At 59.3% G+C, this 21,047-nt stretch carries 18 protein-coding genes; 4 read left to right on the forward strand and 14 right to left on the reverse strand.

The genetic code is table 11. The features are described 5' to 3' along the window. Window positions 1-67 precede the first annotated feature (67 nt). Both VLA07_RS16170 and VLA07_RS16175 read left to right on the forward strand, forming a co-directional pair. Entirely contained in the window at window positions 68-712 is a 645-nt protein-coding gene (locus VLA07_RS16170; protein WP_027611488.1) for a winged helix-turn-helix domain-containing protein, read from the forward strand. Between the two features lie 386 nt (window positions 713-1,098). Then, window positions 1,099-2,493, forward strand: coding sequence for an undecaprenyl-phosphate glucose phosphotransferase (locus VLA07_RS16175; RefSeq protein ID WP_115989302.1), 1,395 nt, complete (start codon window positions 1,099-1,101; stop codon window positions 2,491-2,493). Window positions 2,494-3,463: 970 nt separating this feature from the next. Here VLA07_RS16175 and VLA07_RS16180 read toward each other — a convergent pair. From VLA07_RS16180 to galE, 6 genes are all read right to left on the reverse strand, one after another. Next, entirely contained in the window at window positions 3,464-5,542 is a 2,079-nt protein-coding gene (locus tag VLA07_RS16180) for a YjbH domain-containing protein (protein WP_027611486.1), read from the reverse strand. Continuing rightward, window positions 5,539-6,300 (reverse strand): capsule biosynthesis GfcC family protein, encoded by a 762-nt coding sequence (locus VLA07_RS16185; RefSeq protein ID WP_333989666.1) that lies wholly within the window; start codon window positions 6,298-6,300, stop codon window positions 5,539-5,541. The genes VLA07_RS16180 and VLA07_RS16185 overlap by 4 nt, the downstream gene beginning before the upstream one ends. Continuing rightward, a complete protein-coding gene (locus VLA07_RS16190; protein ID WP_333989667.1) occupies window positions 6,297-6,962 on the reverse strand; it encodes a YjbF family lipoprotein in 666 nt (221 codons plus the stop codon). The genes VLA07_RS16185 and VLA07_RS16190 overlap by 4 nt, the downstream gene beginning before the upstream one ends. Before the next feature lie 8 nt (window positions 6,963-6,970). Next, window positions 6,971-8,032, reverse strand: coding sequence for a polysaccharide biosynthesis/export family protein (locus VLA07_RS16195; RefSeq protein ID WP_333989668.1), 1,062 nt, complete (start codon window positions 8,030-8,032; stop codon window positions 6,971-6,973). Window positions 8,033-8,176: 144 nt separating this feature from the next. After that, window positions 8,177-8,413, reverse strand: a complete 237-nt coding sequence (locus VLA07_RS16200) for a hypothetical protein (protein ID WP_003226528.1) — start codon at window positions 8,411-8,413, stop codon at window positions 8,177-8,179. A gap of 231 nt (window positions 8,414-8,644) precedes the next feature. Beyond that, entirely contained in the window at window positions 8,645-9,661 is a 1,017-nt protein-coding gene (gene galE, locus VLA07_RS16205) for a UDP-glucose 4-epimerase GalE (RefSeq protein WP_333989669.1), read from the reverse strand. 389 nt (window positions 9,662-10,050) lie between these two features. Here galE and galU point away from each other — a divergent pair, with 389 nt between their 5' ends. Together galU and VLA07_RS16215 are read left to right on the forward strand one after the other, a co-directional pair. Continuing rightward, window positions 10,051-10,884 carry a UTP--glucose-1-phosphate uridylyltransferase GalU gene (gene galU / locus VLA07_RS16210; RefSeq protein WP_333989670.1) on the forward strand — a complete coding sequence of 278 codons (834 nt, stop codon included), beginning with the start codon at window positions 10,051-10,053 and terminating at the stop codon, window positions 10,882-10,884. Window positions 10,885-10,921: 37 nt separating this feature from the next. Next, window positions 10,922-11,326 carry a mannose-1-phosphate guanylyltransferase gene (locus tag VLA07_RS16215; RefSeq protein ID WP_333989671.1) on the forward strand — a complete coding sequence of 135 codons (405 nt, stop codon included), beginning with the start codon at window positions 10,922-10,924 and terminating at the stop codon, window positions 11,324-11,326. A 90-nt stretch (window positions 11,327-11,416) separates the two neighbouring features. Here VLA07_RS16215 and VLA07_RS16220 read toward each other — a convergent pair whose 3' ends face one another. The 8 genes from VLA07_RS16220 to VLA07_RS16255 form a co-directional block, all read right to left on the reverse strand. Then, window positions 11,417-12,544, reverse strand: coding sequence for an SGNH/GDSL hydrolase family protein (locus tag VLA07_RS16220; protein ID WP_333989672.1), 1,128 nt, complete (start codon window positions 12,542-12,544; stop codon window positions 11,417-11,419). Window positions 12,545-12,654: 110 nt separating this feature from the next. Further along, window positions 12,655-13,698, reverse strand: a complete 1,044-nt coding sequence (locus tag VLA07_RS16225) for an acyltransferase family protein (RefSeq protein ID WP_333989673.1) — start codon at window positions 13,696-13,698, stop codon at window positions 12,655-12,657. 12 nt (window positions 13,699-13,710) lie between these two features. Beyond that, window positions 13,711-14,814: a hypothetical protein gene (locus VLA07_RS16230; protein ID WP_333989674.1), complete on the reverse strand. Its 1,104-nt coding sequence runs from the start codon at window positions 14,812-14,814 to the stop codon at window positions 13,711-13,713. After that, on the reverse strand, window positions 14,805-16,034 hold the full coding sequence (locus VLA07_RS16235; RefSeq protein WP_333989675.1) for a polysaccharide biosynthesis C-terminal domain-containing protein: 1,230 nt from the start codon (window positions 16,032-16,034) through the stop codon (window positions 14,805-14,807). The genes VLA07_RS16230 and VLA07_RS16235 overlap by 10 nt, the downstream gene beginning before the upstream one ends. After that, window positions 16,031-17,143, reverse strand: a complete 1,113-nt coding sequence (locus VLA07_RS16240; RefSeq protein WP_258675351.1) for a polysaccharide pyruvyl transferase family protein — start codon at window positions 17,141-17,143, stop codon at window positions 16,031-16,033. The genes VLA07_RS16235 and VLA07_RS16240 overlap by 4 nt, the downstream gene beginning before the upstream one ends. A 14-nt stretch (window positions 17,144-17,157) precedes the next feature. Continuing rightward, window positions 17,158-18,240 carry a glycosyltransferase gene (locus tag VLA07_RS16245; protein ID WP_333989676.1) on the reverse strand — a complete coding sequence of 361 codons (1,083 nt, stop codon included), beginning with the start codon at window positions 18,238-18,240 and terminating at the stop codon, window positions 17,158-17,160. Between the two features lie 39 nt (window positions 18,241-18,279). Further along, entirely contained in the window at window positions 18,280-20,508 is a 2,229-nt protein-coding gene (locus VLA07_RS16250) for a polysaccharide biosynthesis tyrosine autokinase (RefSeq protein WP_103368824.1), read from the reverse strand. A gap of 38 nt (window positions 20,509-20,546) precedes the next feature. Beyond that, a complete protein-coding gene (locus VLA07_RS16255) occupies window positions 20,547-20,987 on the reverse strand; it encodes a low molecular weight protein-tyrosine-phosphatase (protein WP_007968224.1) in 441 nt (146 codons plus the stop codon). Window positions 20,988-21,047: the final 60 nt, after the last annotated feature.

A 21,047-nucleotide genomic window follows, 5' to 3' on the forward strand; every position in this document is an offset into this window, starting at 1 on the left:
AGGAAGTTATTGCTCGCCTGCCGATTTACCTTTTCGCCCATTTTGGTGCACATTTTAGGAGAGAGACATGGAAACTAGTACAACCCTCCCAAGAAAATATTTTGTCGTCGTGACCAACAGTACAACGTCGCAGCGTGAACTTGAGAGCATTCTGTCCAGCGAGCGCTTCAATTCGTTTGGCACGTCTCAGGCACAAATGTTTATTGAAGGTGCTACTTCGCCCTCTTCCGCTCCCATGCTGATGGAGTTCACTTACCCAAGGGGCACCCGGAAAAACGTTGCCCGCACGATTGAACACGACACCCAGCGCATATTGGCCACCCTCGAATCGGAATGGCTGTCCGCACAATCGGCGAAGCCGTTTCAAAGTGCAGAGAGCGACAACCGCACTGCCGCCATCGAAGACGCCGCCACCTGCAACGAGACCTGGCATCTGGACAACGATCAAGGCGCCCTGGTCAAGGAAGGCGTCGAGATCAGCCTTACCGGACTGGAAACCGCGCTGGTGCGCAAAATGCTCCATCACGAAGAACGTGTAGTCAGTCGAGATGACCTGATCCTCAGCATCGGCCGCGAGCCGGAGCAGTATCGGGGCCTGGAGATGTGCCTGAGTCGCCTGCAGGACAAGTTCAAAAACGCGAGTAATGGTGAGCGATTGTTCCGTGCCGTAAGAAACCGCGGTTATTGCCTCATTCAGGAAATCGTTGCGTAAATACCGCCGATATCCGCGAACAAAACAAACAGAAACAGTGCGATTACAAAAACAACAAGAGCACTCTGTTTGGCTTCCCCCCTGGTAATAATAGCTCCCTGCCTCCACCCCTCCTACAGTAACAAACACAACATAATTTATTCACCCCCCGCTCTGCGACCTTTTCTAACACCCTTGTATTTGATTATTAAAAAGTTGGCACTGTGCCATCTTGTTAGAACTCGTCAGACACCCTCTCCGGCAATAACTTAGTCTATTGATTGACGACAGTTCGGCCTATCGACGTTGTTACCTCAGGACACTCGTCCAATAACAACAACAAGCCTATCTAGCAACTCGGACTTCAACTGTCGAAACCTGAATGGACGTATTTCTGGGGATATCTCATGGAACTTTCTCTACGGATCAATCGAAATAACGGCCTCAAGGGACTTACCTTCTGGGGCCAATGGGCATTGGCGCAGGCTTTCATTGTTGCGTTGCTATTCATACTCGCTGAACGGCAGACGGGCACCGTCGAGTTCTATTACCGCATGTGCGCGACACTGGCGGTATTGGCCTCGGTACCGGCGTATACGTTCAGCGGCGTGTATCGCAAGCAGGACAACTACCTGACCGGTCTCGGACGTTTGTTCATGGGCTGGTCGATGACCATGGTGGCGCTGGCCGGCATCGCGTTCGTGTGCAAGGCCGACGAAGTGTTCTCCCGCGAGGTGACGCTGAGCTGGGCGGTCTACGGCTTCCTCGGTCAGGCGTTGATGTACGCGCCGCTGCATGCCTTTTCCAAGTACTACCAGCGTTCCCGCACCAGCGCGCAGAAAACGCTGATCGTCGGTACCGGCGAGCTGGCTCTGGGTCTGGCGAAGAAGATCAGTCAGGTGGAAAACCTGCCGCTGGTAGGTTTGGTCAGCAATGGCGCGACACCGAATCTGGATGCGGATGCGCCGCGTGTGGTCGGTGATCAGGAAGATTTGCTGGAGCTGATCAAGGATCATGACATCCGCCGGTTGTACATCACCCTGCCGCTGGCCGAGGCCGCAAAAATCGAAGCGATGTACGTCGATTTGCTCGGCGCCAACGTCGATGTGGTCTGGGTGCCGGACTTGAACAGTCTGACCCTGCTCAACCACTCGGTGAAGGTCGTGGATGGTCTGCCGGCGATCTGCCTCAACGAAAGTCCGCTGACCAGCCGCCCTACCGCTGCGCTGAGCAAGAGTCTGGTGGAAAAAGGCGTGGCGCTGCTGGCGATTATCCTGCTGAGCCCGGTGCTGCTGTTCATCGCGCTGGCGGTGAAGATCAACTCGCCGGGGCCGGTGTTCTTCAAGCAGGATCGCCACGGCTGGAACGGCAAGGTGATTCAGGTGTGGAAATTCCGCTCGATGCGCGTGCACGATGACCGTGAAGTGGTTCAGGCCAGCCGTAATGACTCGCGCATTACTGCGGTCGGGCGCTTCATTCGCCGCACCTCGCTGGATGAGCTGCCGCAGTTGTTCAACGTGCTGCAGGGGCAGATGGCCCTGGTCGGTCCACGTCCGCACGCTGTAGCGCACAACCACTACTACTCGGGGAAAATCCTCGCGTACATGGCCCGTCATCGAATCAAACCGGGTATTACCGGGCTGGCACAGATCAGCGGCTGCCGTGGCGAGACCGACACCATCGACAAGATGCAGCGTCGGGTGGAGATGGACCTGCATTACATCAACAACTGGTCGTTGTGGCTGGATCTGAAGATCCTGGTGAAGACGCCGTTTACGTTGTTGTCGAAAGATATTTATTGATGGGCTGGTGACAAGCCAGGCAATACCGCAAGGGGACGAAAGTCCCCTTTTTCGTGGGCGGGATTTGGGTAGTGGATCAGGCTGCTGCGATGGTGGCAGTGCCGACGCCTTCGCGGGCAAGCCCGCTCCCACAGGGGATCTCGGCATGGATCGGGACATGCGCTTCACCCCGTTCCACTGTGGGAGCGTGGCTTGCCCGCGAAAGCGGTGGGCCAGGCAGAACATACGCTGAATGTGCCGACGCCTTCGCGAGCAAGCCCGCTCCCACAGGGGATCTCGGCATGGATCGGGACATGCGCTTCACCCCGTTCCACTGTGGGAGCGTGGCTTGCCCGCGAAAGCGGTGGGTCAGGCAGCACAGATGTTGAATGTGCCGACGCCTTCGCGAGCAAGCCCGCTCCCACAGGGGATCTCGGTATGGATCGGGATATGTGCCTCACCACAAAACACTGTGCGAGCGTGGCTTGTCCGCGAAAGCGGTGGGTCAGGCAGCACAGATGTTGAATGTGCCGACGCCTTCGCGGGCAAGCCCTCTCCCACAGGGGATCTCGGCATGGATCGGGATATGTGCCTCACCACAAAACACTGTGGGAGCGTGGCTTGTCCGCGAAAGCGGTGGGTCAGGCAGCACAGATGTTGAATGTGCCGACGCCTTCGCGAGCAAGCCCGCTCCCACAGGGGATCTCGGCATGGATCGGGATATGTGCCTCACCACAAAACACTGTGGGAGCGTGGCTTGCCCGCGAAAGCGGTGGGTCAGGCAGCACAGATGTTGAATGGGCCGACGCCTTCGCGAGCAAGCTCGCTCCCACAGGGGATCTCGGTATGGATCGGGATATGTGCCTCACCACAAAACACTGTGGGAGCGTGGCTTGCCCGCGAAAGCGGTGGATCTGGCAGCACAGATGTTGAATGTGCCGACGCCTTCGCGGGCAAGCCCGCTCCCACAGGTCCCGAGAAGGCCCGGGGTTTACTCGGTAATCTTCGAGAAGTTGCGGTAGAACATGTCACCCTCGCGGCTGTCGGTCATCGAGTGCAGCTGGAAGCTGCGATTGAGCCTGGCGCCGCCGTCACGGGTCAGGGGGGCCCAGACCAGGTTGGCGCGGCGCATGGTCGACATGCTCATCATTTCGTCGAACGGGATCGACAGGTAGATGCCCTTGTCGAAACTACCCTCCCCGTACTCGGCACTGCCAGCCGTGGTGATCGTCGCCCAGGCACCGAAGCGCACCCCATTGAAGAACTCGCGGGAGATGTCCAGCGTGCCGCCCCAGTCGCCGGCCAGATAACGACCGACGCTGACCGCAGCCAGCGTGTCGTACGGCAAATCGGTGTAACCGGTGATGTGCCCGGTCCAGACCGAATAGTCGCGCAGGCCAAAACCCTGGTCGAACTCGCGCTGGCGCACGTAGTTCAGATCCGCCCCCACCGACCAGCGCTCACCGGTCGGCCGGAACAGCACCTCACCGCCGACGCCGGCAAACATCGACTCCAGATAGCCGCCGTAGACCATGCCATACAGGTCCTTGTCCAACTGCTCGGCATGGCTGACCTGGAACAACGGCATGGTCACTTCCGAGGTGGTCAGGTATTGACGCAAATCGGTACGCACCCGCGGCAGGCCGCTCGGCGCATCGTAGGTGAACTTGTCGAAGTTGTTCACCAGGTTGGCACTGAGCAGGCCGTTCCACCAGGTGTTGCGGTTGAAGCGGTACTCGGCGTCCGCGTCGGCACTGAATTGATAGAGCAAACCATCCGGGCCACCGACGTTCTGCTTGAAGCCCAGGCCGACGCCATAGTTGAAGTGCTGCGGCGCTTCGCTGTAGAGGGTTTTCTCGTTGTGTGGCATCGCCGGGTTGATCTCGGTGGTGCGGTGCAACGACTCCAGCGGCTCCTCGTTGTTGATCACTTCGCGGAAAGTCTGGCGGGGCACGCTGGTCTCTTCCAGCGGCAGGTCGTAGCGCTTGTTGACCACGGTGAACCAGTTGATGTCGTCGTTCACACTGTTGTCGAGAATCCGGCTCGCGCGACCAACAGCCTTCGACGAATGGAAGTAACGCTGCTGCTCGCCGTACACGATCAGCTCCGAATCACGCTGACTGATGCGCTCGACCTTGTACCCGGCATTTTGCTGCAGGCGCTGCGATACGTCGGCCCAGTTGACCTGCTCCATCGGCGTGGTCGGCATCTTCGCCGGCAGCGGTTCCGGCGTCGGATCGTAAGTCTTGGCCGGCGCCTTGCGGCTGACGAAATTGGTGTGGAAGGTGATGCCGAACATCGCCGTGTTGCCCCGCTCCCACGCCGCGCTGACGTCCACCGAATCCGCCACCTTGAACACCGCACCGAAGTTGATCGGCGAGTCCTGCTTGATCACGTTGTCCTTCGGCTCGTGCTTGTAGTCGTTGCCTTCGTATTCGAGCTTCAGGCTGAGTCGATCCCACGGCGTCTGATAGCTCACACCACCGAAGAACGACGGCCGACCGCGAAAGTACGAGCCGGAGTTGACGTCACCGGTACCTTCGAGAGCCGGTCGAGTGTCGAAGCGATCACTGACGTAGCCCAGCGGGTTGTCGAGATCACCGCGATTACCGAGATAACCCCAGGCAATACCGGCGCTGAAATCGAAATTGTCGAAGCGTTTGTTGGCGACGAAGAACTCACTGGAGAACAAGCCCGTACCACCGATGTCTCGGAAGCCCAGCGCGACTTCCGGTGCCCAGTGGCTTTCCTGCCACAGCCGGACTTTGGCGTCGACCGCCTTGTCCTTGTAGCTCTGGCTGCCACTCAGCGCCTCGGAGCCGTATGGCCGGTTGGTGATCGCGGTGTAGCGGAACGAACCTTCGAGCCAGTCCAGTGGCTGCAACGACACGCTGTAGCGGCTGTACGGCTCGGTGCGGTTGGCGTTGACGCTCAGCTCTCCGGCCGGAGCCATGCGCGCGGTCGGGGTCTGCAACAGACCGGTGCCGCCGAAATCATTTTGGGTAATACGCGGCTCGGCATGCACCAGACCGCACGGCAATAACAACACAGCTGCAAAACGTAACTTCAACGAACCACCTCAGCCAGCTGCGTGGCAATCAATTCGGCCAACTGCTGATTCAGTTCAGGAACAGGCGGATCCAGATCATCATTCTTCACCGGCACCAGAATCTTGCTGCCGGCCACGGGGAACTGCCCGCTCTCGCGATTCCAGTGGGCGATACCCACGCGCCGCACCGCACCATTGGGCTGGATCAGCCACAGGTAATCGGCCTCGGCATCATCCAGCGGCGTACAGCTTTCCAGGTACTCACGCGCCTCCAGCAAGGGCTGATAAGGCAGGTGGCAGGTTTCGGCCACCGCGCCCAACACTTGCACCTCGTCGACCCGTTTCGGGTAGATCAGCCGATCGCCGTCGTCCAAACGAATGTTGCGCGCGAAACCGACTTCCACCGCGACCGGATCGAGATCCGCCACCTGACGCCCGGTGACCGGCATTTGCCGCACCTGCTCAGCCAAGCGCAGCGCCAGCGCCGCGCGGCTCGGGCGGTCAAACAACGAGGCCATGCGCTGCAACACATCGAGATCAAACAACACCCCGGCCTTGAGCCGCGCCTGCTGTTCCAGCAACGACTGGCGCAGCAACACGCCGGCCAGCCAGTAACCCTCGGCATTCGGTACGGCCACGCTGATCACGTCGAGCAAGCGCCCGCCCGGCGGCAACTCCACCGGCCCTGGGTTGGCGACATCGCCGCTGACGGTGACCGCTGCCTGACTGATGCCGCTGAGCAACAGCAAACCCGCCGATAACATTCGTAAGCGCTTCACGGCAGATGCCTGCGATCAGGGGTCAGTTGCACGATGCGCACACGCATTTGCGTGGTCAGTTGCTGCTCGCTCTGCAGGATGAATCCGTCCAGCGGATCGACCCAGTAATGGTTGGTCGCGCGCAGCCCGATCGCCGGGACGTCGATACGTTCGTCGACACGCAGCACGGTGTATTCCTTGTCGAGAATTTGCAGGGTTTGCGTAGATCGGCGAGAGAACCGGCTGTTAACGATCAAGCCGACTTCCTGGCCCTTGTACAGGTCGATCCAGCGCTGACTGGTGAACCCGTCGGCGACTTGATGCAGGCCGCGTTTGAACGGCGCGTCGTCGGCCAGCCGCGTGCCGTCCAGGTCGCCCTCGACGCCGAGGCCGATGGTGCGCACAGCGAGGCCGTCACGCAGCAGCAACACCTGTTTGCCGGAAGCGACCCAGAACTGCAGGTCTTCACGCTCGCGCACCAGCGCCAGCACCCCGGAGCCGGACGGCGTGGTCAGTTTGACTTGCGGGTACTTGACCTCGGCCACCTGCGCCGCACTCACGTCCAGCTCGTCCGGGCCGAGCACCGCCGACTTGAGGTTGCGCACCGAAGCGGTCATCAGCGGGTTACAGCCACACAACATCAAGGCCGCCATCAGGCAGACGCCAACTTTCAAGGTTTTCACGGTCGGCCTTATTTGCTGTTGTTACTGAATTCGCTCCAGTTCTTCGCAGCGGAAGCCCCGGTCCCGACAATCGATGCCGACGGCACCAGTTGACTGATGAAGCGGTTCCAGCGCGTGACGTTGGCCGGGCCGACGTAAACCACATCCTGGGGGCGCACTTCAAAGTGCGAAGCGAGTGCCATGGCGGTCGGCGACTGGGCTTCCAGTTGATAGATCTTCGCCGGCTCGACATCGAGGTTTTCCACCCCGCGAATCACGTACACCGCGTTGCCGTTGGAGGTGGTCTGACTCAGACCGCCGACCGAACCGAGCACGTCGGAGAGGTTCATCGTCGCGGTCTTGAAACTCAGCGCACGGGGCTGATTGACTTCGCCCATGACGTAGATGCGCTTGTTGTCGTTGTACGGCAGGTACAACTGATCGCCGCCCTTGAGGAAGACATGCTGCAACTCGGAATCCTGCTGGTTCAGCGAGTCGAGATTGAGCGGATACACCCGGCCATTGCGGGTCAGCAGCAGGCCCGACAGGTCGGCGTTGTTGGTGTCGATGCCGGCAGTACCGAGGGCCTCGACCACGCTCAGCGGGTTGGTGGAAATCGGTTGTGGCCCGGCCTTGGCCACGGCGCCGGAAACCACCACTTTCTGACTGGCGAAACGCAACACCGCGACATCCACCTGCGGCTCGGCGATGAACGCCGACAGGCGTGTTTCGATGTCCGAGCGCAGCTGTTGAATAGTCTTGCCGGCCGCCTGCACTTCCTTGATGAACGGGTAGTACAGCGTGCCATCGGAGCGCACCAGTCGACCGTTGGCGTCGATCTGCTGTTGTGCCCCCGATGGCGCGGTCAGCTCCGGGTGATCCCAGACCGTGATGTACAGCACATCGTTGCTGCCGATGCGGTATTCGGCAGGCGTTGCCAACAGTTCCGACGGTACCGACTCACGCTTCTGCGTGGCACGGGTCATCGAGATCAGCTTGGGCGTGATCGGGATCAGCTCGACCCGACTGCTTTCGCTGGCGCCCTGGCGCGTGATGTCGCCGGTGCTCAGGTATTGGCCGGGGGAAAACATGCAACCTTGCAAAGCGATACTTGCCAACAGCAAAAGAGAAAAACTACGAGTCATAATGGCACTACGCTATTCAAGGGCGAATCTAAAAATAAAGTCACCCGACTTGCGTCGGGCGACCCTGTACTGCACTAACAAATGTTCCTGTTAGTTGTGCGTGCCGGTGGTGCCGGTAGTACCGGTGGTGCCAGTGGTACCGCCGTTGGCACTTCCGCCGCTGTTGGACGCTGCGACTGCACTGGCAACCATTGCAGTACTGGCAGCAGGCGCTGTAGAAGCCGCAACACTGCCAGATACATTGGTCACCGCAGTTAGCGGCGCTTCAGCAGCGGACGCCCAGTTGCTCAACATCGTCAACAGGGCAATCGCCATCACTTTTTTCATATCAACTCCTTTCTAACATTCGACCTGTTAAAAACCGGTCTTTGTTAGCGGTGGTAGCGTTCAAGTCCGCGAAAAGCGCGAACAAGATCCGTCGTTCTTTCACAGTCTTACCCAACTGATAAAAGTCGAACGGCAGGTTTATATCTACGGACTTGCAAAAGGCATTTCCAGCGTATTTTCCCGACGATATCTAACAGCTGACCGAAACTAACATTCAGTATTAGAACGACATCATTCGAGATAACCGCGCGGATGATTCGATTGCCAGCGCCAGGTATCGGTGACCATGTCCTGCAGACTGCGCGTGGCTTTCCAGCCGAGTTCTTTTTGCGCTTTCGAGGCGTCGGCCCAGCTCTCGGCAATGTCCCCGCTGCGCCGTGGCATCACCCGGTACGGCACCGGACGTCCACTGGCTTGTTCGAAGGCCTGCAGCACTTGCATCACGCTGTAGCCGTCGCCGGTGCCAAGGTTCCAGGTATGAATGCCCGGACGGTCGGCAATCGATTGCAAGGCTTTGAGATGGCCATCGGCGAGGTCGACGACGTGGATGTAATCGCGCACTCCGGTGCCATCGATCGTCGGGTAGTCGTCGCCGAAAATCGACAATTCCTGCAGGCTGCCAACCGCGACCTGGCTGATGTAAGGCAGCAGGTTGCTGGGGATGCCGCTGGGGTCTTCGCCCATATGCCCGCTGTGATGCGCGCCGATCGGGTTGAAGTAACGCAGCAAGGCGATGCTCCAGCGCGGCTCGGCCTGACTCAGGTCGCGCAGCACGTTCTCGACGATCAGCTTGGATTGACCGTAAGGATTGGTCGGAATGCCGGTGGGGAAATCCTCGCGGATCGGCATCTGCTCAGGCTCGCCGTACACCGTGGCCGACGAACTGAACACCAGCCGGAACACCCCCGCTGCGGCCATCGACTGACACAAGGTGATGCTGCCGCCGACGTTGTTTTCGTAGTAATCCAGCGGCTTGCGCACGCTCTCGCCGACGGCTTTGAGCCCGGCAAAATGCAGCACCGCGTCGATCGCATGCTCGCGGAAAATCCGGTCCAGCAACGCCCGGTCGCAGACATCGCCGCGAATCATCAGCGCACTTTTGCCGCAGATACCTTCTATCGCGTGCAGTGCCGCATCGCTGCTGTTGCAAAGATTATCCAGTACAACAACTTCATAACCTGCTTCAAGCAGCGCAAGTGTGGTGTGCGAGCCGATATAGCCGGCACCACCCGTTACCAGAATCTTCATAGCGCGGTCCGTCATTGGATAAGTGACAAGTAGCCTGTCAAGTCCCTTTCATTGAATCTGTGGCGCACCACACAAATAAGGACGACAACAGCCTTAAACAAAATTAGTTCAACCACTGGCAATAAATATTTTTGCAGGTCAAACTGTATTGCCCGGTACTTATTAGCACCCCAAGTACACTCATCACTATCAACAGATACCGACTAAAAATAACTAATAACGCCTTAACCGACATCTCATAACATTGTCATGTTTTACCCCCTGCGCTAATTGCCATTAACAACCTGACTCAGGTATTAAAGTACTCGTTCAATAATCATTGAAACTTGTGCGCTTTGATAAGTGCGCGCACCCGTTGCCTGTGTTCCATGACTGTCCAGGATACTTTTATGATTCGTAAATGTTTGTTCCCCGCTGCCGGTTACGGCACGCGTTTCTTGCCGGCGACCAAAGCCATGCCGAAAGAGATGCTGCCGATCGTCAACAAGCCGTTGATCGAATACGCCGTTGAAGAAGCACGGGACGCCGGCCTGCAACACATGGCCATCGTCACCGGTCGGGGCAAGCGTGCGCTGGAAGACCACTTCGACATCAGCTACGAACTCGAACACCAGATCCGCGGCACCGAGAAAGAGAAATTCCTCGCTGGCACCCGCGAGCTGATCGACACCTGCACCTTCTCCTACACCCGTCAGGTGGAAATGAAGGGCCTCGGTCACGCGATTCTCAGCGGCCGCCCGTTGATCGGCGATGAACCCTTCGCCGTGGTGCTGGCCGATGACCTGTGCCTGAACCTGGAAGGTGACGGCGTGCTGTCGCAGATGATCCAGCTGTACAAGAAATTCCGCTGCTCGATCGTCGCCATCCAGGAAGTCCCGGCCGATCAGACCCACAAATACGGGGTGATCGCCGGCGAGCTGATTTCCGAGGGCATCTACCGGGTCAATAACATGGTGGAAAAACCGACACCGCAGGATGCCCCGTCGAACCTGGCGATCATCGGCCGCTACATCCTCACCCCGGACATCTTCGACCTGATCGCCGACACCCAACCGGGCAAGGGCGGCGAGATCCAGATCACCGACGCGCTGATGAAACAGGCGCAGAACGGTTGCGTGCTGGCTTACAAGTTCAAGGGCCTGCGCTTTGACTGCGGCGACGCCGAGGGTTACCTGCAGGCAACCAACTTCTGCTACGACAACGTCTACCTCAAGGGCCGCTGAGACGGTCCCCGCCCACTTCTCTTTTCAGGAGGCACCCATGAACATGGCACAGCATGCAGCAGAGATTGAACGGGAGGTGGGCAACCTCGGCACGGTGAGCTGGCTGGCACACCATCAGCCGTTGGCCAGCGCCAACGAGTCATGGCTGGGCAGTATTTTGCTGGTGGAGCGCATCGGCATGTTTCCGGCGTCCGGCGACATTCGCCGGACGCTGGCGGATCCCTATCCCCTGCTCGCCCATCTGAAACAACGGTATGCCGAGCAGGCGCTGGAAATGGACGATCGTGATGGCCTGAAGGTGATCTTCAGCGACTGGCGCTTCCGCGTACGCCTGTGCTGCAACGAACCGGCGATCATCATCAATGTCGAGACCCGGTGTGCCACGCAACTGATGCCGCAGAAGACTGCGGAGCTCCTGAGCCAGATAGATAACTTCAAATAAAAACACTTTCCTGTAGGAGCTGCGGCACGCTGCGATCTTTTGATTTTGTTTTCAAGAGCAAGATCAAAAGATCGCAGCGTGCCGCAGCTCCTACAAGTCGCAACTGTCCGCGTTGATGCCACTGACGATCCAGCGATAGAAGTAATCGGCAATCACCTTCCCGCCCGTGGCCGGCTGCGGATGAATCTTGTCCGGGCCGATCATCGCCGCCGCGTAGCGTTTGACGTCCGGGCCGAACGCGCATTGCAGATTGGCAAAACCCAACTGCTGCTCATGCGCCCACGGCTGCAAGACCTGTGCATACGCCGACATCGGATAGGCACTTGAGCGCGTGGTGTCCTGACGCATGATCAGGTTGATGCTCGCCGCCGGCTGGATCTCGCGGATCATCGCCACCAGGCCCTGAACGTTGTGCAGGTACTGTTCGGGTTTGACCCCGAAGCCCTGATCGTTGCCGCCGAGCATGATCAGGTAAACGTCGGCGGGGATCTTCGACACGGCGGCTTTCCACTGCACCTGCCATTGCGGGTTCTGGTGATAGAAATCCGCGGATGCCGCGCCCGAGGCCGCCAGTTTTGAAACCCGCACGCCGTGCTGCTCGTTGCTCATCCACAAGCCAAACAAGGTCGGTGCACCCTTCACCACTTCCAGTTTGAATGACCAGTCTGCGGCTGCCGAAAGACCTGCGAGTGGTACTTCCTGCACGCCTGAACCCTTGAGCGTCAACGGTTGCCAGTCTTCCGAGGGCGTCCAGCGGTAGCGCAGCTCACTGGTTTCGCCGTTGCCCAGGTAGAGCAATTTCGCTTGGGTGACTTGGGTGTCGATGGCCGGTGTCGGGCTGGCATCGATTTGCAGCCAGGCACCGGGCTTGCCGGTCACCGTGCGGCTGTCGGGGCTGGCCTGGCCGAGGCCAGACACTTGCCAGCCACCGCCGAAGTACTTTTCGCTGCTGCGGGTGTATTTGAAATGCGTGCCCCCAAGCGCGGCGCCATGGTTGAAACCGACATAACCGGGACCGGCAAAACCGACCTCGCCGGCCACGCGCTGCACCAGTTTGTTCAGGTAGAAATCCTGCCCGGCGCTGTAGCTGTCGCCGATCACCGAGACCGACAAGACCTTCCCGGCCTTGCCTTCGCGCCACTGCGCAAAGCGCTCGCGGGCATCACCTACCTCAACCACCGACGCTGCGACGGGTTGCGCGTCATTTACTGCCAACATGCATTATTTCCTTCAGTCTGGAATGGCCCCTTCGCGAGCAACCCCGCTCCCACATTGGATCTCGGCAACTCGCACAATCCCTGTGGGAGCGGGCTTGCTCGCGAAGCTTTTCAGCTATTGACCGGCACCACCGGAGTAACGCTCGCCACCGTTTTTTTCTTCGCCGCACGCTCGCCCAAAAACAGCACCGAAGTGACATTGAAGCGACTGAAAATCATCGACAGCACTACCGGCCCCAACAGACCAAACAGCAGTCCGCTGAGCACCAGAATGCTTTCGTCTTTCACCCCCAGCCGCCCCATGACAAACCGCGAAGTCGCCGCGAACAGCACATGGAACAGAAAGATCGCGTAAGAGTAGCCGCCCAGCCAGGTCAGCCACTTCGAGCGCATGTCACTCGACAGCAAAGCAATGCAGGACACACACCCCACGGTCAGACCGATCAGGCTGCGGCGGTCGACGATCAACTCACGATCAATCGCCGCCACGTACAGCAGCGTCAGCGAAATCAACACAAACACCAGCGGCCCGACCACCTTGAACCGCTGCTTCAACGCCTCGACATTTTCCTGGCCGATCATCCCCGCCACAAAGAACGGCAGCAGGTAAATCGCGCCATTGATGCCGAACGCATCGAGCTTGAACGGCGGCAACAGAAACACCGCCGCAGCGAAGGCGAACAGCAGATACAAGCGCGTCATCGAGCGCAGCATCCCGCGCCATTCCAGCAGACCGACGAACATGAAAATGATGAACACCGCCTGCAGGAACCAGAAGTGATTGACCGGCACCCAGAACGACAACAAGGCATCGATCACGCCGACATCCTTGTTCACCCCCGGCCCTACCGCCTGCAACACCGAGAACGGCACACCGACGCAAAACAGCGGCACGATCAGCCGTCGTACCTTGCCGCTGAAGAATGCGGAAAAGTCATTGCCGCGAATTTTGTAGATCGAATAGATGTAGCCGGAAATGAAGGTGAACAGCGGCATGCGCACGTACACCATCGAGTCGGCGATCACCCGAAACGGCGAGCCGAGATCGATCTTCAAGCCCCCGCCCAACGGGCCAATGACGTGATAGAGCACCAGCAGCAGGCACGCCAGGCCACGCAGGGTTTCGATCTCCAGCGATTTTTTCTTGCTCGACATACAGCACCTGTCTCAATTCTGAACGCGTGATTCAACCCGCACCGGCTTGTTCGCGCGCAACATCAGGCCGAGGCCGACAAACAATACCGGCACCACCATGGAAAAGTGCCGGGCGAAGGAACCGAAGTCCGGCTCGAACAACCCCTGCACCAACAGGAACGCCAGCGGAATCGCGATCAGCTCCTTGGGTTTGGTTTCGATCGGCGCGCCTTTGTAGTCGGTGGAGGTGATGACTTTGAACAGCAGCAGCGCGGTCATGATCATCAGCGCCACAAAGATCACCTGGCCCGGCCCGGACAACAGAATCAGCTCCACCGGGAACGACAGCCGAAAGAAGATGATCATCGAGTCCAGCGCCTGCGAGACGAAGTCACTGCCGCTGAGCCACGAGACGATCAGCGATTTCGAACCCTCCTCCCCGGCCGTACGCAACTCGTTGTTGCTGGCGCGAATCGACGATACCGGAAACCCCAACGCCAGCTGAATCGCCATGGCCACCGCCAGGTAAAACAGGAACAGCATCAGGAAGAAGGTGAAGCGCGACACGTACTTCTTCATCACGCAGACGCCGACCCACGACAGCGAAAACAGAATCCAGTAAGGCCGGATCAGCACGCCGTAGATCACCGCCGACAGAAAAAATCCGCCGCGGTATTTGCGCGTCAGCGAGCTGAACAAGATGCTCAGCACCGCCACCGAAACGATGATTTCCTTGGTCAGGTTTTCCAGGAAAAACGAGCGCACCACGCCCCACAGGCACAGGGTGCCGAAGATCGCCAGCGGCATGCGCCGGAAAACCACCACCGGGATCGCCGTGAGGAAGAAGTTGCAAAACATCCCGTAGGCCCAGGCGTTGGTCAGGTTGATCCCGGTGGGCCGCAGCAGGAACGCCGAACACTCGTAGGAGGAGCGATCCGGCGAGAACGGGTTCCAGAAATTGCAGTTGTCGGCGCGGGCATAGGACGACCACAAGGTCATCGCATCCGGGCCCGGAGCGCGGGGGATCAGCAGCGGCATCGCCACCGACAGAAACAACCCGGTGAACAGAATCAGGAACGACAGCGAGGAATCGAGTTTGCGGCCGCGAAACTCGATACACGGCAACTTCAACCCCATGCCAGCGCCCCTTTGGCACGGGTCGCCCGAGTCAACACGGCGATCACTCCGAGCTGCACGATGATCGCGAAGACATTGCCCCACGCCGCGCCATAAATCGAATAGTGCTTGATCAGCAGGTAGCTGATCGGCACCGACACCAGCAGACAGATCGCCGCGCTGGCGAATGACACCCGACTGTTTTTCGAAGCGATCAGACCACCCCAGACGATGTCGCCAATGGCCCGCAGGGCAAAGGAAAAGATCAGCACACCGAGGATCGCGTTATCCGGACGCGGCACGCTGGTGGCGACGTAATCGAGCACCACGTTGAAGAACAGATAGATCAGCACCGCCACCGCCGCCGACACCAGCAGCGAGCGCATCACCCACTTGTTAACGAACAATTGCTTGACCGTAAATGACTGCTGATCCGCCTGAAACCGCTTGGCCAGCACCGGAATGCCGACCACCGCCACTACCGCGTAAGACAGCGCCTGCAAAGTGTTCGCCGCCGACCACGCGTACACGTATTTACCGAGGCTGGCGTAGGGTTCGAGATCGGCAATCAGAAAGCGCTCGGCGTACTGACTCAGCGCGATCAAGCCCGTGCCGAAGTAGAACGGCAGGCCGGCCTTCCACACGGTCGCGGTAGTCAGTGCTTCGCTGACCCGACCCTTGTGCACATTCACCACGATCAGGTAACCGGCGACGATCACCAGCACGTTGGCGGCCACCCACAGCCACAGCACACTGGCGATGCCGGCGACCCAGTCGAGCATCATCCCGCCCACCGCCAGCAACGCCCAGAGACCGGTCTTGATGAAGAACAGCAGCGCGCCTGCCGTGGCTTTCTGCGCAGAAAACACGAACGAGTTGATCTCGAACGAGAGGTGTTCGGTGAGCAGCACCAGCGTCACGCAGAGGATCAACGCGGTGCTCGCCTCGACCTGCTGGAACAGCGAGTAAATCCCCACCGTCAGCAGCGACAGCAGCAGCCCCACTGCCAGGTACAGCAGCAGGACTTTGTCGACCACCCGCCGCGAGCTGCCGCCAACGCTGATCAACCGATTGATCTCGGAACTGAAACCGACGCTGTAAAACTTCGAGGCGATCAGCGACGCGGCGACCACCACCCCGTAAAACCCCAGCGCTTCGTAGCCCAGGTAATGGGTGATGGCCAACACCAGCAAGAACTTCGCGCCCAAGGCTCCGCCGCGCAGCAGCAAGCGAAATATCATCGAACGACGCCTTTGATGATCTCGTCCATCATCACTGTCTTGGCTTCGATTTCGCGGCAAGTGTCGGTGAGGCGCTTGCCGAAATTCGACAGGGCATTCGGCGCATACACGGTGTCGATGATCTGGTCGACATTGATGTCGCCACCGTTGATCACCCAGTCTTCCACGCCCATGTCCTGATAGGCGCCAAAGCCTTTGCGCTCATAGCTGATGTGGTACGCCGGGACACCGGACAGCAGCGACTCGATGGCGCCGTGCAGACGCACCGAGATCACCAGGTCCGGCTGATATTTGGCAATCGTCGCCTTCAACGACAGCAGGTCTTCGCTGATGCCCAGTTCGCGATAGAACGCACCGTCATCGTTGCCGCGAACGGCGCTCTGCACGGCGCAGACCACTTTGCTTTTGTTCTTCAGGCGCTGCAGCAGCAGCTTCAGGTTGGCGACGTAGGCGACCTTCTTTTCCTTGCTCCACTCCGGCGGCTTGCGCAGCACCACGCACACGGTGGCCGGCGATGCGGCGCAGCGGGTGAACTTCGGTTGCTGAAGGATCTTGCTGGCCAGTGACTGCACTGCCAGATCCGGCGCACGATAGACGTTTTCGCAGGCATCGAACATTGCCGAGGAGCGGTTATCGCGCACGAACACCGCGTCAGCGCTGGCGTAGTGATCGACGATCTTGCGGCTCTCGCCATGGAACGGGCCGATGCTTTGCGGCAGGTACACCGACGGCACCTTGCTGAGGATCGCCGTTTCCAGTTGTTTGGCGTGGCCGAGTTTCAGCTTGATGTGTTCGAAGGCGCTTTTCGAGCGCATGTAGCCGCCACCGACGCCGACGATCAGATCGGTCTTGCGCAGCAGATCCGCCAGCCCGGCATACGACTGATTGAGAAACACTGCCTGCTTGACCCGCCCCAGGCCCTTGGCTGCCATCACCGGCGCATCGAAACGCGGGTGCGGCAGGTAGGCGAAAGACTGCGGGTCGGAGGCCACGACATTGATCGCGGTGTCTTCGCCAAAGTTGCGCTGCACCAACGCGATGGCCAGATCGACGAGCAGGCCGTCACCGGAGTTGGACGCACTGTAGCCATGCAAAATCGTTACGTTCATAAGCTGAGTTCTACTTAATAAGTGGGAGCGCAATACACGTCGTAGGTCTGGCGGATCATCAGCGCGGCACTGAAGCGCTCGCGCACGATGTTCCGGCCTTCGCTGCCGAGGTCGAGCAACCGCGGCTTCTGGATTCGCGCCAGCACATCGGCCAGCGCCTGGTGATCACCGGTGGGAAAGACGTAGCCGGACACTTCATGGGTGACCAGTTCGGGCAGTGACGTGCAGTTGCTGGCGATCACTGGCAAGCCCACGGCCATGCCTTCCAGCGGCACCATGGCAAAACCTTCCCAGCGGCTCGGAACGATCAGCGCGTCGGCCTGTTGATACAGCGCCTGCACTTCGGCCGGCGTGACCCACGGCAGGTACTCGACCGCGTCCATCTCGGGGCACTCGACCGTGTCCTCGTTGACCGCACTGCCGACCACCGTCAGTTTCAGATCACTTCGCTGCACCTTGGCGAAGGCCTTGAGCAACACGTCGAAACCTTTCTGGTAGTCGAGGCGACCGACGAACAGCAGATGGATCGGCGCGGGGCTCTCGGCCTTCGGCGCTTCGTCTCGCTGGTGGATGCCGTTGTAGATCAGCTTCATGCGCGAGCGCTGAATGCCGAACCGCGCAGCCTTGTCCATCTCGTAGCGGCTGACGCAGATGATCACGTCGGTGACCCGCTGCAGGACCCGCTCGATCCATGCGTAGATCTTCTGCTTGGTCGGCGAGCTTTCCATCAGGAACGAAAAGGCGTGCGGGCAGTAGACGATTTTCGGCTTGCGCCACGGTCGCAGAAGCACACAGACCACGCGGCCGATCACCCCGGAAAAGGTGCTGTGCAAATGCACCACATCGGGTTTTTCCTTGAGCATCACCCGGGTCAGTTGCCAGGCAAAACGCAGCAGCGAACGCACATCACGCCCGCTGCGTTCGAACGTGCGAATCTGCTGTGCATCAATGCCGTGCAGCTCTTGTTTCTGGTCGAGCGGCACCAGATAGACCAGCTCGTAATTCGAATCCTGGCCTTCGGGCGACGCCGAGATGGTGCGGATAACGGTGGCGACCCCACCTTTTATCGTTTCAGCCACGTGCAGTATTTTCTTCACAACCCACCCACTTTCATGCCTGTTGGAACGCCCCTGATTTCAGGATTTGTCCGACGCGTATTCGTAGTTGTAATAGCCATAGCTGCCATTGCCGTAGTAGCTGGCAGCACGCTTCTCGACGCCGTTGAACACCGCGCCCTTGAGCTCGATGCCGTTCTGCGCGAAGCGGCGAATGGTCGCTTCAATTTCCTTGGCCGGGTTTACCGCAAACCGCGTGACGATCAGGCTGATCCCGGCTTCACGCCCGACAATCGCCGCGTCCGTCACCGCCAGCAGTGGCGGCGTATCGATGATCACCACGTCGTAGCGCTGACTCAGTTCGGCGAGCAGGTCGCGGAAGTTGGCGTGCATCAACAACTCGGAAGGATTCGGCGGAACCTGACCACGGCTGATGAAGTGCAGGTTGTCGATTTCCACCGTGTTGATCGCCTGCTCGATGCTGCAGCGCTTGACCAGCAGATCCGAGAGGCCATTGGCGATCGGCACATTCAGCGTCTTGTGCAGGTGGCCCTTGCGCATGTCGGCGTCGATCAACAGCACGCGCTGACCGCTCTGCGCCATGACCGCGGCGAGGTTGGAGGAGACGAAGGTCTTGCCGACCTGCGGGCTGGGGCCGGAGATCATGATGCGGTTGTTGGTCGAATCCAGCGCGGCGAAATGCAGGCAGGTGCGCAGGCTGCGGATCGACTCGATGGACAGGTCGGTCGGGTTGCGCAGGGCAAGCAGATAGGCCGGCGTCTCGGCGGTGATTTTGGCTCGGCCTTTTTTCGTGTCCTCGTCACGCTGCAAGGCGCTGTAGGGAATCGACGCGTACACCGGCAGCCCGAGCTGTTCGATGGCTTCCGGCCCTTCCAGACCTTTGCTCAACGATTTGCGCAACAGCACCAGGGCTACGCCGACAAAGGCGCCGAGGAACGTTGCGATCAGCACGATCAGGGCTTTTTTCGGTTTGACCGGACTGCTCAGGTCAACATCCGCCGGATCGATCAGGCGCACATTGCCCACCGCCCCGGCGCGGACGATGTCCAATTCCTGGGATTTGTTCAGCAACTGCGTGTAGATCTGCGAAGCCACTTCCACATCGCGGGTCAGGTTGAGCAATTCCTGCTGCGTGGCCGGCAGATCACCGACCTTGCCTTCCAGCGACTTCTGCTGCTGGGTCAACTCACCGATCTGCGACATCAAGGCGCGATACGCCGGATGCTGTTTGGTGAACTTGCGATCCATTTCCGCCTGCTGCATTTTCAGCTCGGAAATCCGCGTTTCCAGCGCCACGGACTGACCGAGCACCGATTGCGTTTCCAGGGAAATGTTCACGGTCTTGCCGTGGGTCTGATACGCGTTGAGCGCATCGCTGGCCTTGGCCAGATCACGCTTGACCTGCGGCAACTGGCTTTGCAGGAACGCCAGGCTCTGCGCCGCTTCCGCCGAGGTGCGGCGCACGTTCTGATCGACGTAGAGCGCGGCGATCTTGTTGAGGATCTTCACCGCCTCGGCGGCATCGGCGCTGGCCAGCGCCAGACGGATAATCCCCGACTCCTTGCCTTGCTCGGAGATATCCAGCGCATCCTGGTAACCCTGAATGGTCACGATCCGTGGATTGCGCACCACTTCAAAGCGAGTACCCGGGTTGGCTTGCAGGCGCTCGATCAAACCCTCGACGCCGTCCTGGGCGAAGGCTTCGCCGGCGACGCCCTCGACCAACAGGTTGTCGTTGTCATCGAGCAACTGAAAGTGCTGTTGTTCGCCAGCCACCAGGGTGAGCTTCTTGCCCAACAACTCTTTGGGCAGATTGAGCCGAGTGAACTCCAGACGCTCGCCGCCCCAGGCGTAGCTGTTGAAGCCAAAACGCGGCGGCGCCACGCTGAACTCGGTTTCGCCGCGATAACGCCGGGCGAGAAAACCGCCGACCACCGGGAAGGTGTTGGGGGTGACGTCGATATCCAGGCGCAGGTCGTCGACGGTTTTGCCGATCACCGCGCGGGACTTGATGATGCCGATTTCGGTCACCGACGGCGATTGCCCGCCGAGCATGCTGCTGAGGTCGGAAAAACCGAGCATGTCGTTCTTTTTCGGTTCGACCTGCACCAGCGCGTTCGCCAGGTACACCGGCGTCGCCAATACCGCATAGGCAACGCCGGCGGCCATGAAGGCACCGGTGAATGCACCGATCAACCATTTCTGGTCGATCAAACTGCCGAATATGCCGAGAAGATCAATACTGTCTTGATCGTTATCACGGTTGGCGATTACTGACGGTAACTGCATAAGTCTTTCTTACCATTCACTGATCTGAAGAATATTCATCAATGTCCGAGGCGCTGCGCCCACGAGCTAACAGCATCTTCAATCAATGCATGGGCATGAATAAAAGCGGCCTTACCTTGACGATACGGATCCTGTATTTCTCGTTCGCTCTGCCACTTGCCGAGAAGAAATACTTTGCCTCGGGCGTGCGAGGCGATCTTCAGCACCTGATTCACATGTTGTTTTTCCATGACCAGAATCAGGTCTGATTCATTGACGATATCGGCGGTCAATTGCCGGGCCCGGAAACCCTCGGCGCTGTGCCCGTGGTCTTCCAGCACCTGGCGCGCCGAGGCTTCCATGCCTTCGCCAACCCGCGCAGAGAGACCTGCGGAAGTCACCGAAATGGTTGAGGGGGTCAGCGCGTTACGCAGCAGAAGTTCTGCTGTCGGACTTCGGCAAATATTGCCAACGCACACGACGAGGATCTTTTTGAACAAGGTTTACATTCCTGTGTAATATCATTCTGCCAACATCTAGAGCGGATCTTAATGAACCCA

The sequence above is a fragment of the Pseudomonas sp. S3(2024) genome (assembly GCF_036861315.1).
GTDB lineage: Bacteria > Pseudomonadota > Gammaproteobacteria > Pseudomonadales > Pseudomonadaceae > Aquipseudomonas > Aquipseudomonas putida_A.

Bases quoted from the DNA above. Each gene is read 5' to 3' on its own strand.
- VLA07_RS16240 (WP_258675351.1), bottom strand. From the start codon at position 17,143: ATGAACGTAACGATTTTGCATGGCTACAGTGCGTCCAACTCCGGTGAC.
- VLA07_RS16175 (WP_115989302.1), top strand. From the start codon at position 1,099: ATGGAACTTTCTCTACGGATCAATCGAAATAACGGCCTCAAGGGACTT.
- VLA07_RS16225 (WP_333989673.1), bottom strand. From the start codon at position 13,698: ATGTCGAGCAAGAAAAAATCGCTGGAGATCGAAACCCTGCGTGGCCTG.
- galU (WP_333989670.1), top strand. From the start codon at position 10,051: ATGATTCGTAAATGTTTGTTCCCCGCTGCCGGTTACGGCACGCGTTTC.
- VLA07_RS16220 (WP_333989672.1), bottom strand. From the start codon at position 12,544: ATGTTGGCAGTAAATGACGCGCAACCCGTCGCAGCGTCGGTGGTTGAG.
- VLA07_RS16195 (WP_333989668.1), bottom strand. From the start codon at position 8,032: ATGTTTTCCCCCGGCCAATACCTGAGCACCGGCGACATCACGCGCCAG.
- VLA07_RS16215 (WP_333989671.1), top strand. From the start codon at position 10,922: ATGAACATGGCACAGCATGCAGCAGAGATTGAACGGGAGGTGGGCAAC.
- VLA07_RS16200 (WP_003226528.1), bottom strand. From the start codon at position 8,413: ATGAAAAAAGTGATGGCGATTGCCCTGTTGACGATGTTGAGCAACTGG.
- galE (WP_333989669.1), bottom strand. From the start codon at position 9,661: ATGAAGATTCTGGTAACGGGTGGTGCCGGCTATATCGGCTCGCACACC.
- VLA07_RS16170 (WP_027611488.1), top strand. From the start codon at position 68: ATGGAAACTAGTACAACCCTCCCAAGAAAATATTTTGTCGTCGTGACC.
- VLA07_RS16235 (WP_333989675.1), bottom strand. From the start codon at position 16,034: ATGATATTTCGCTTGCTGCTGCGCGGCGGAGCCTTGGGCGCGAAGTTC.
- VLA07_RS16230 (WP_333989674.1), bottom strand. From the start codon at position 14,814: ATGGGGTTGAAGTTGCCGTGTATCGAGTTTCGCGGCCGCAAACTCGAT.
- VLA07_RS16250 (WP_103368824.1), bottom strand. From the start codon at position 20,508: ATGCAGTTACCGTCAGTAATCGCCAACCGTGATAACGATCAAGACAGT.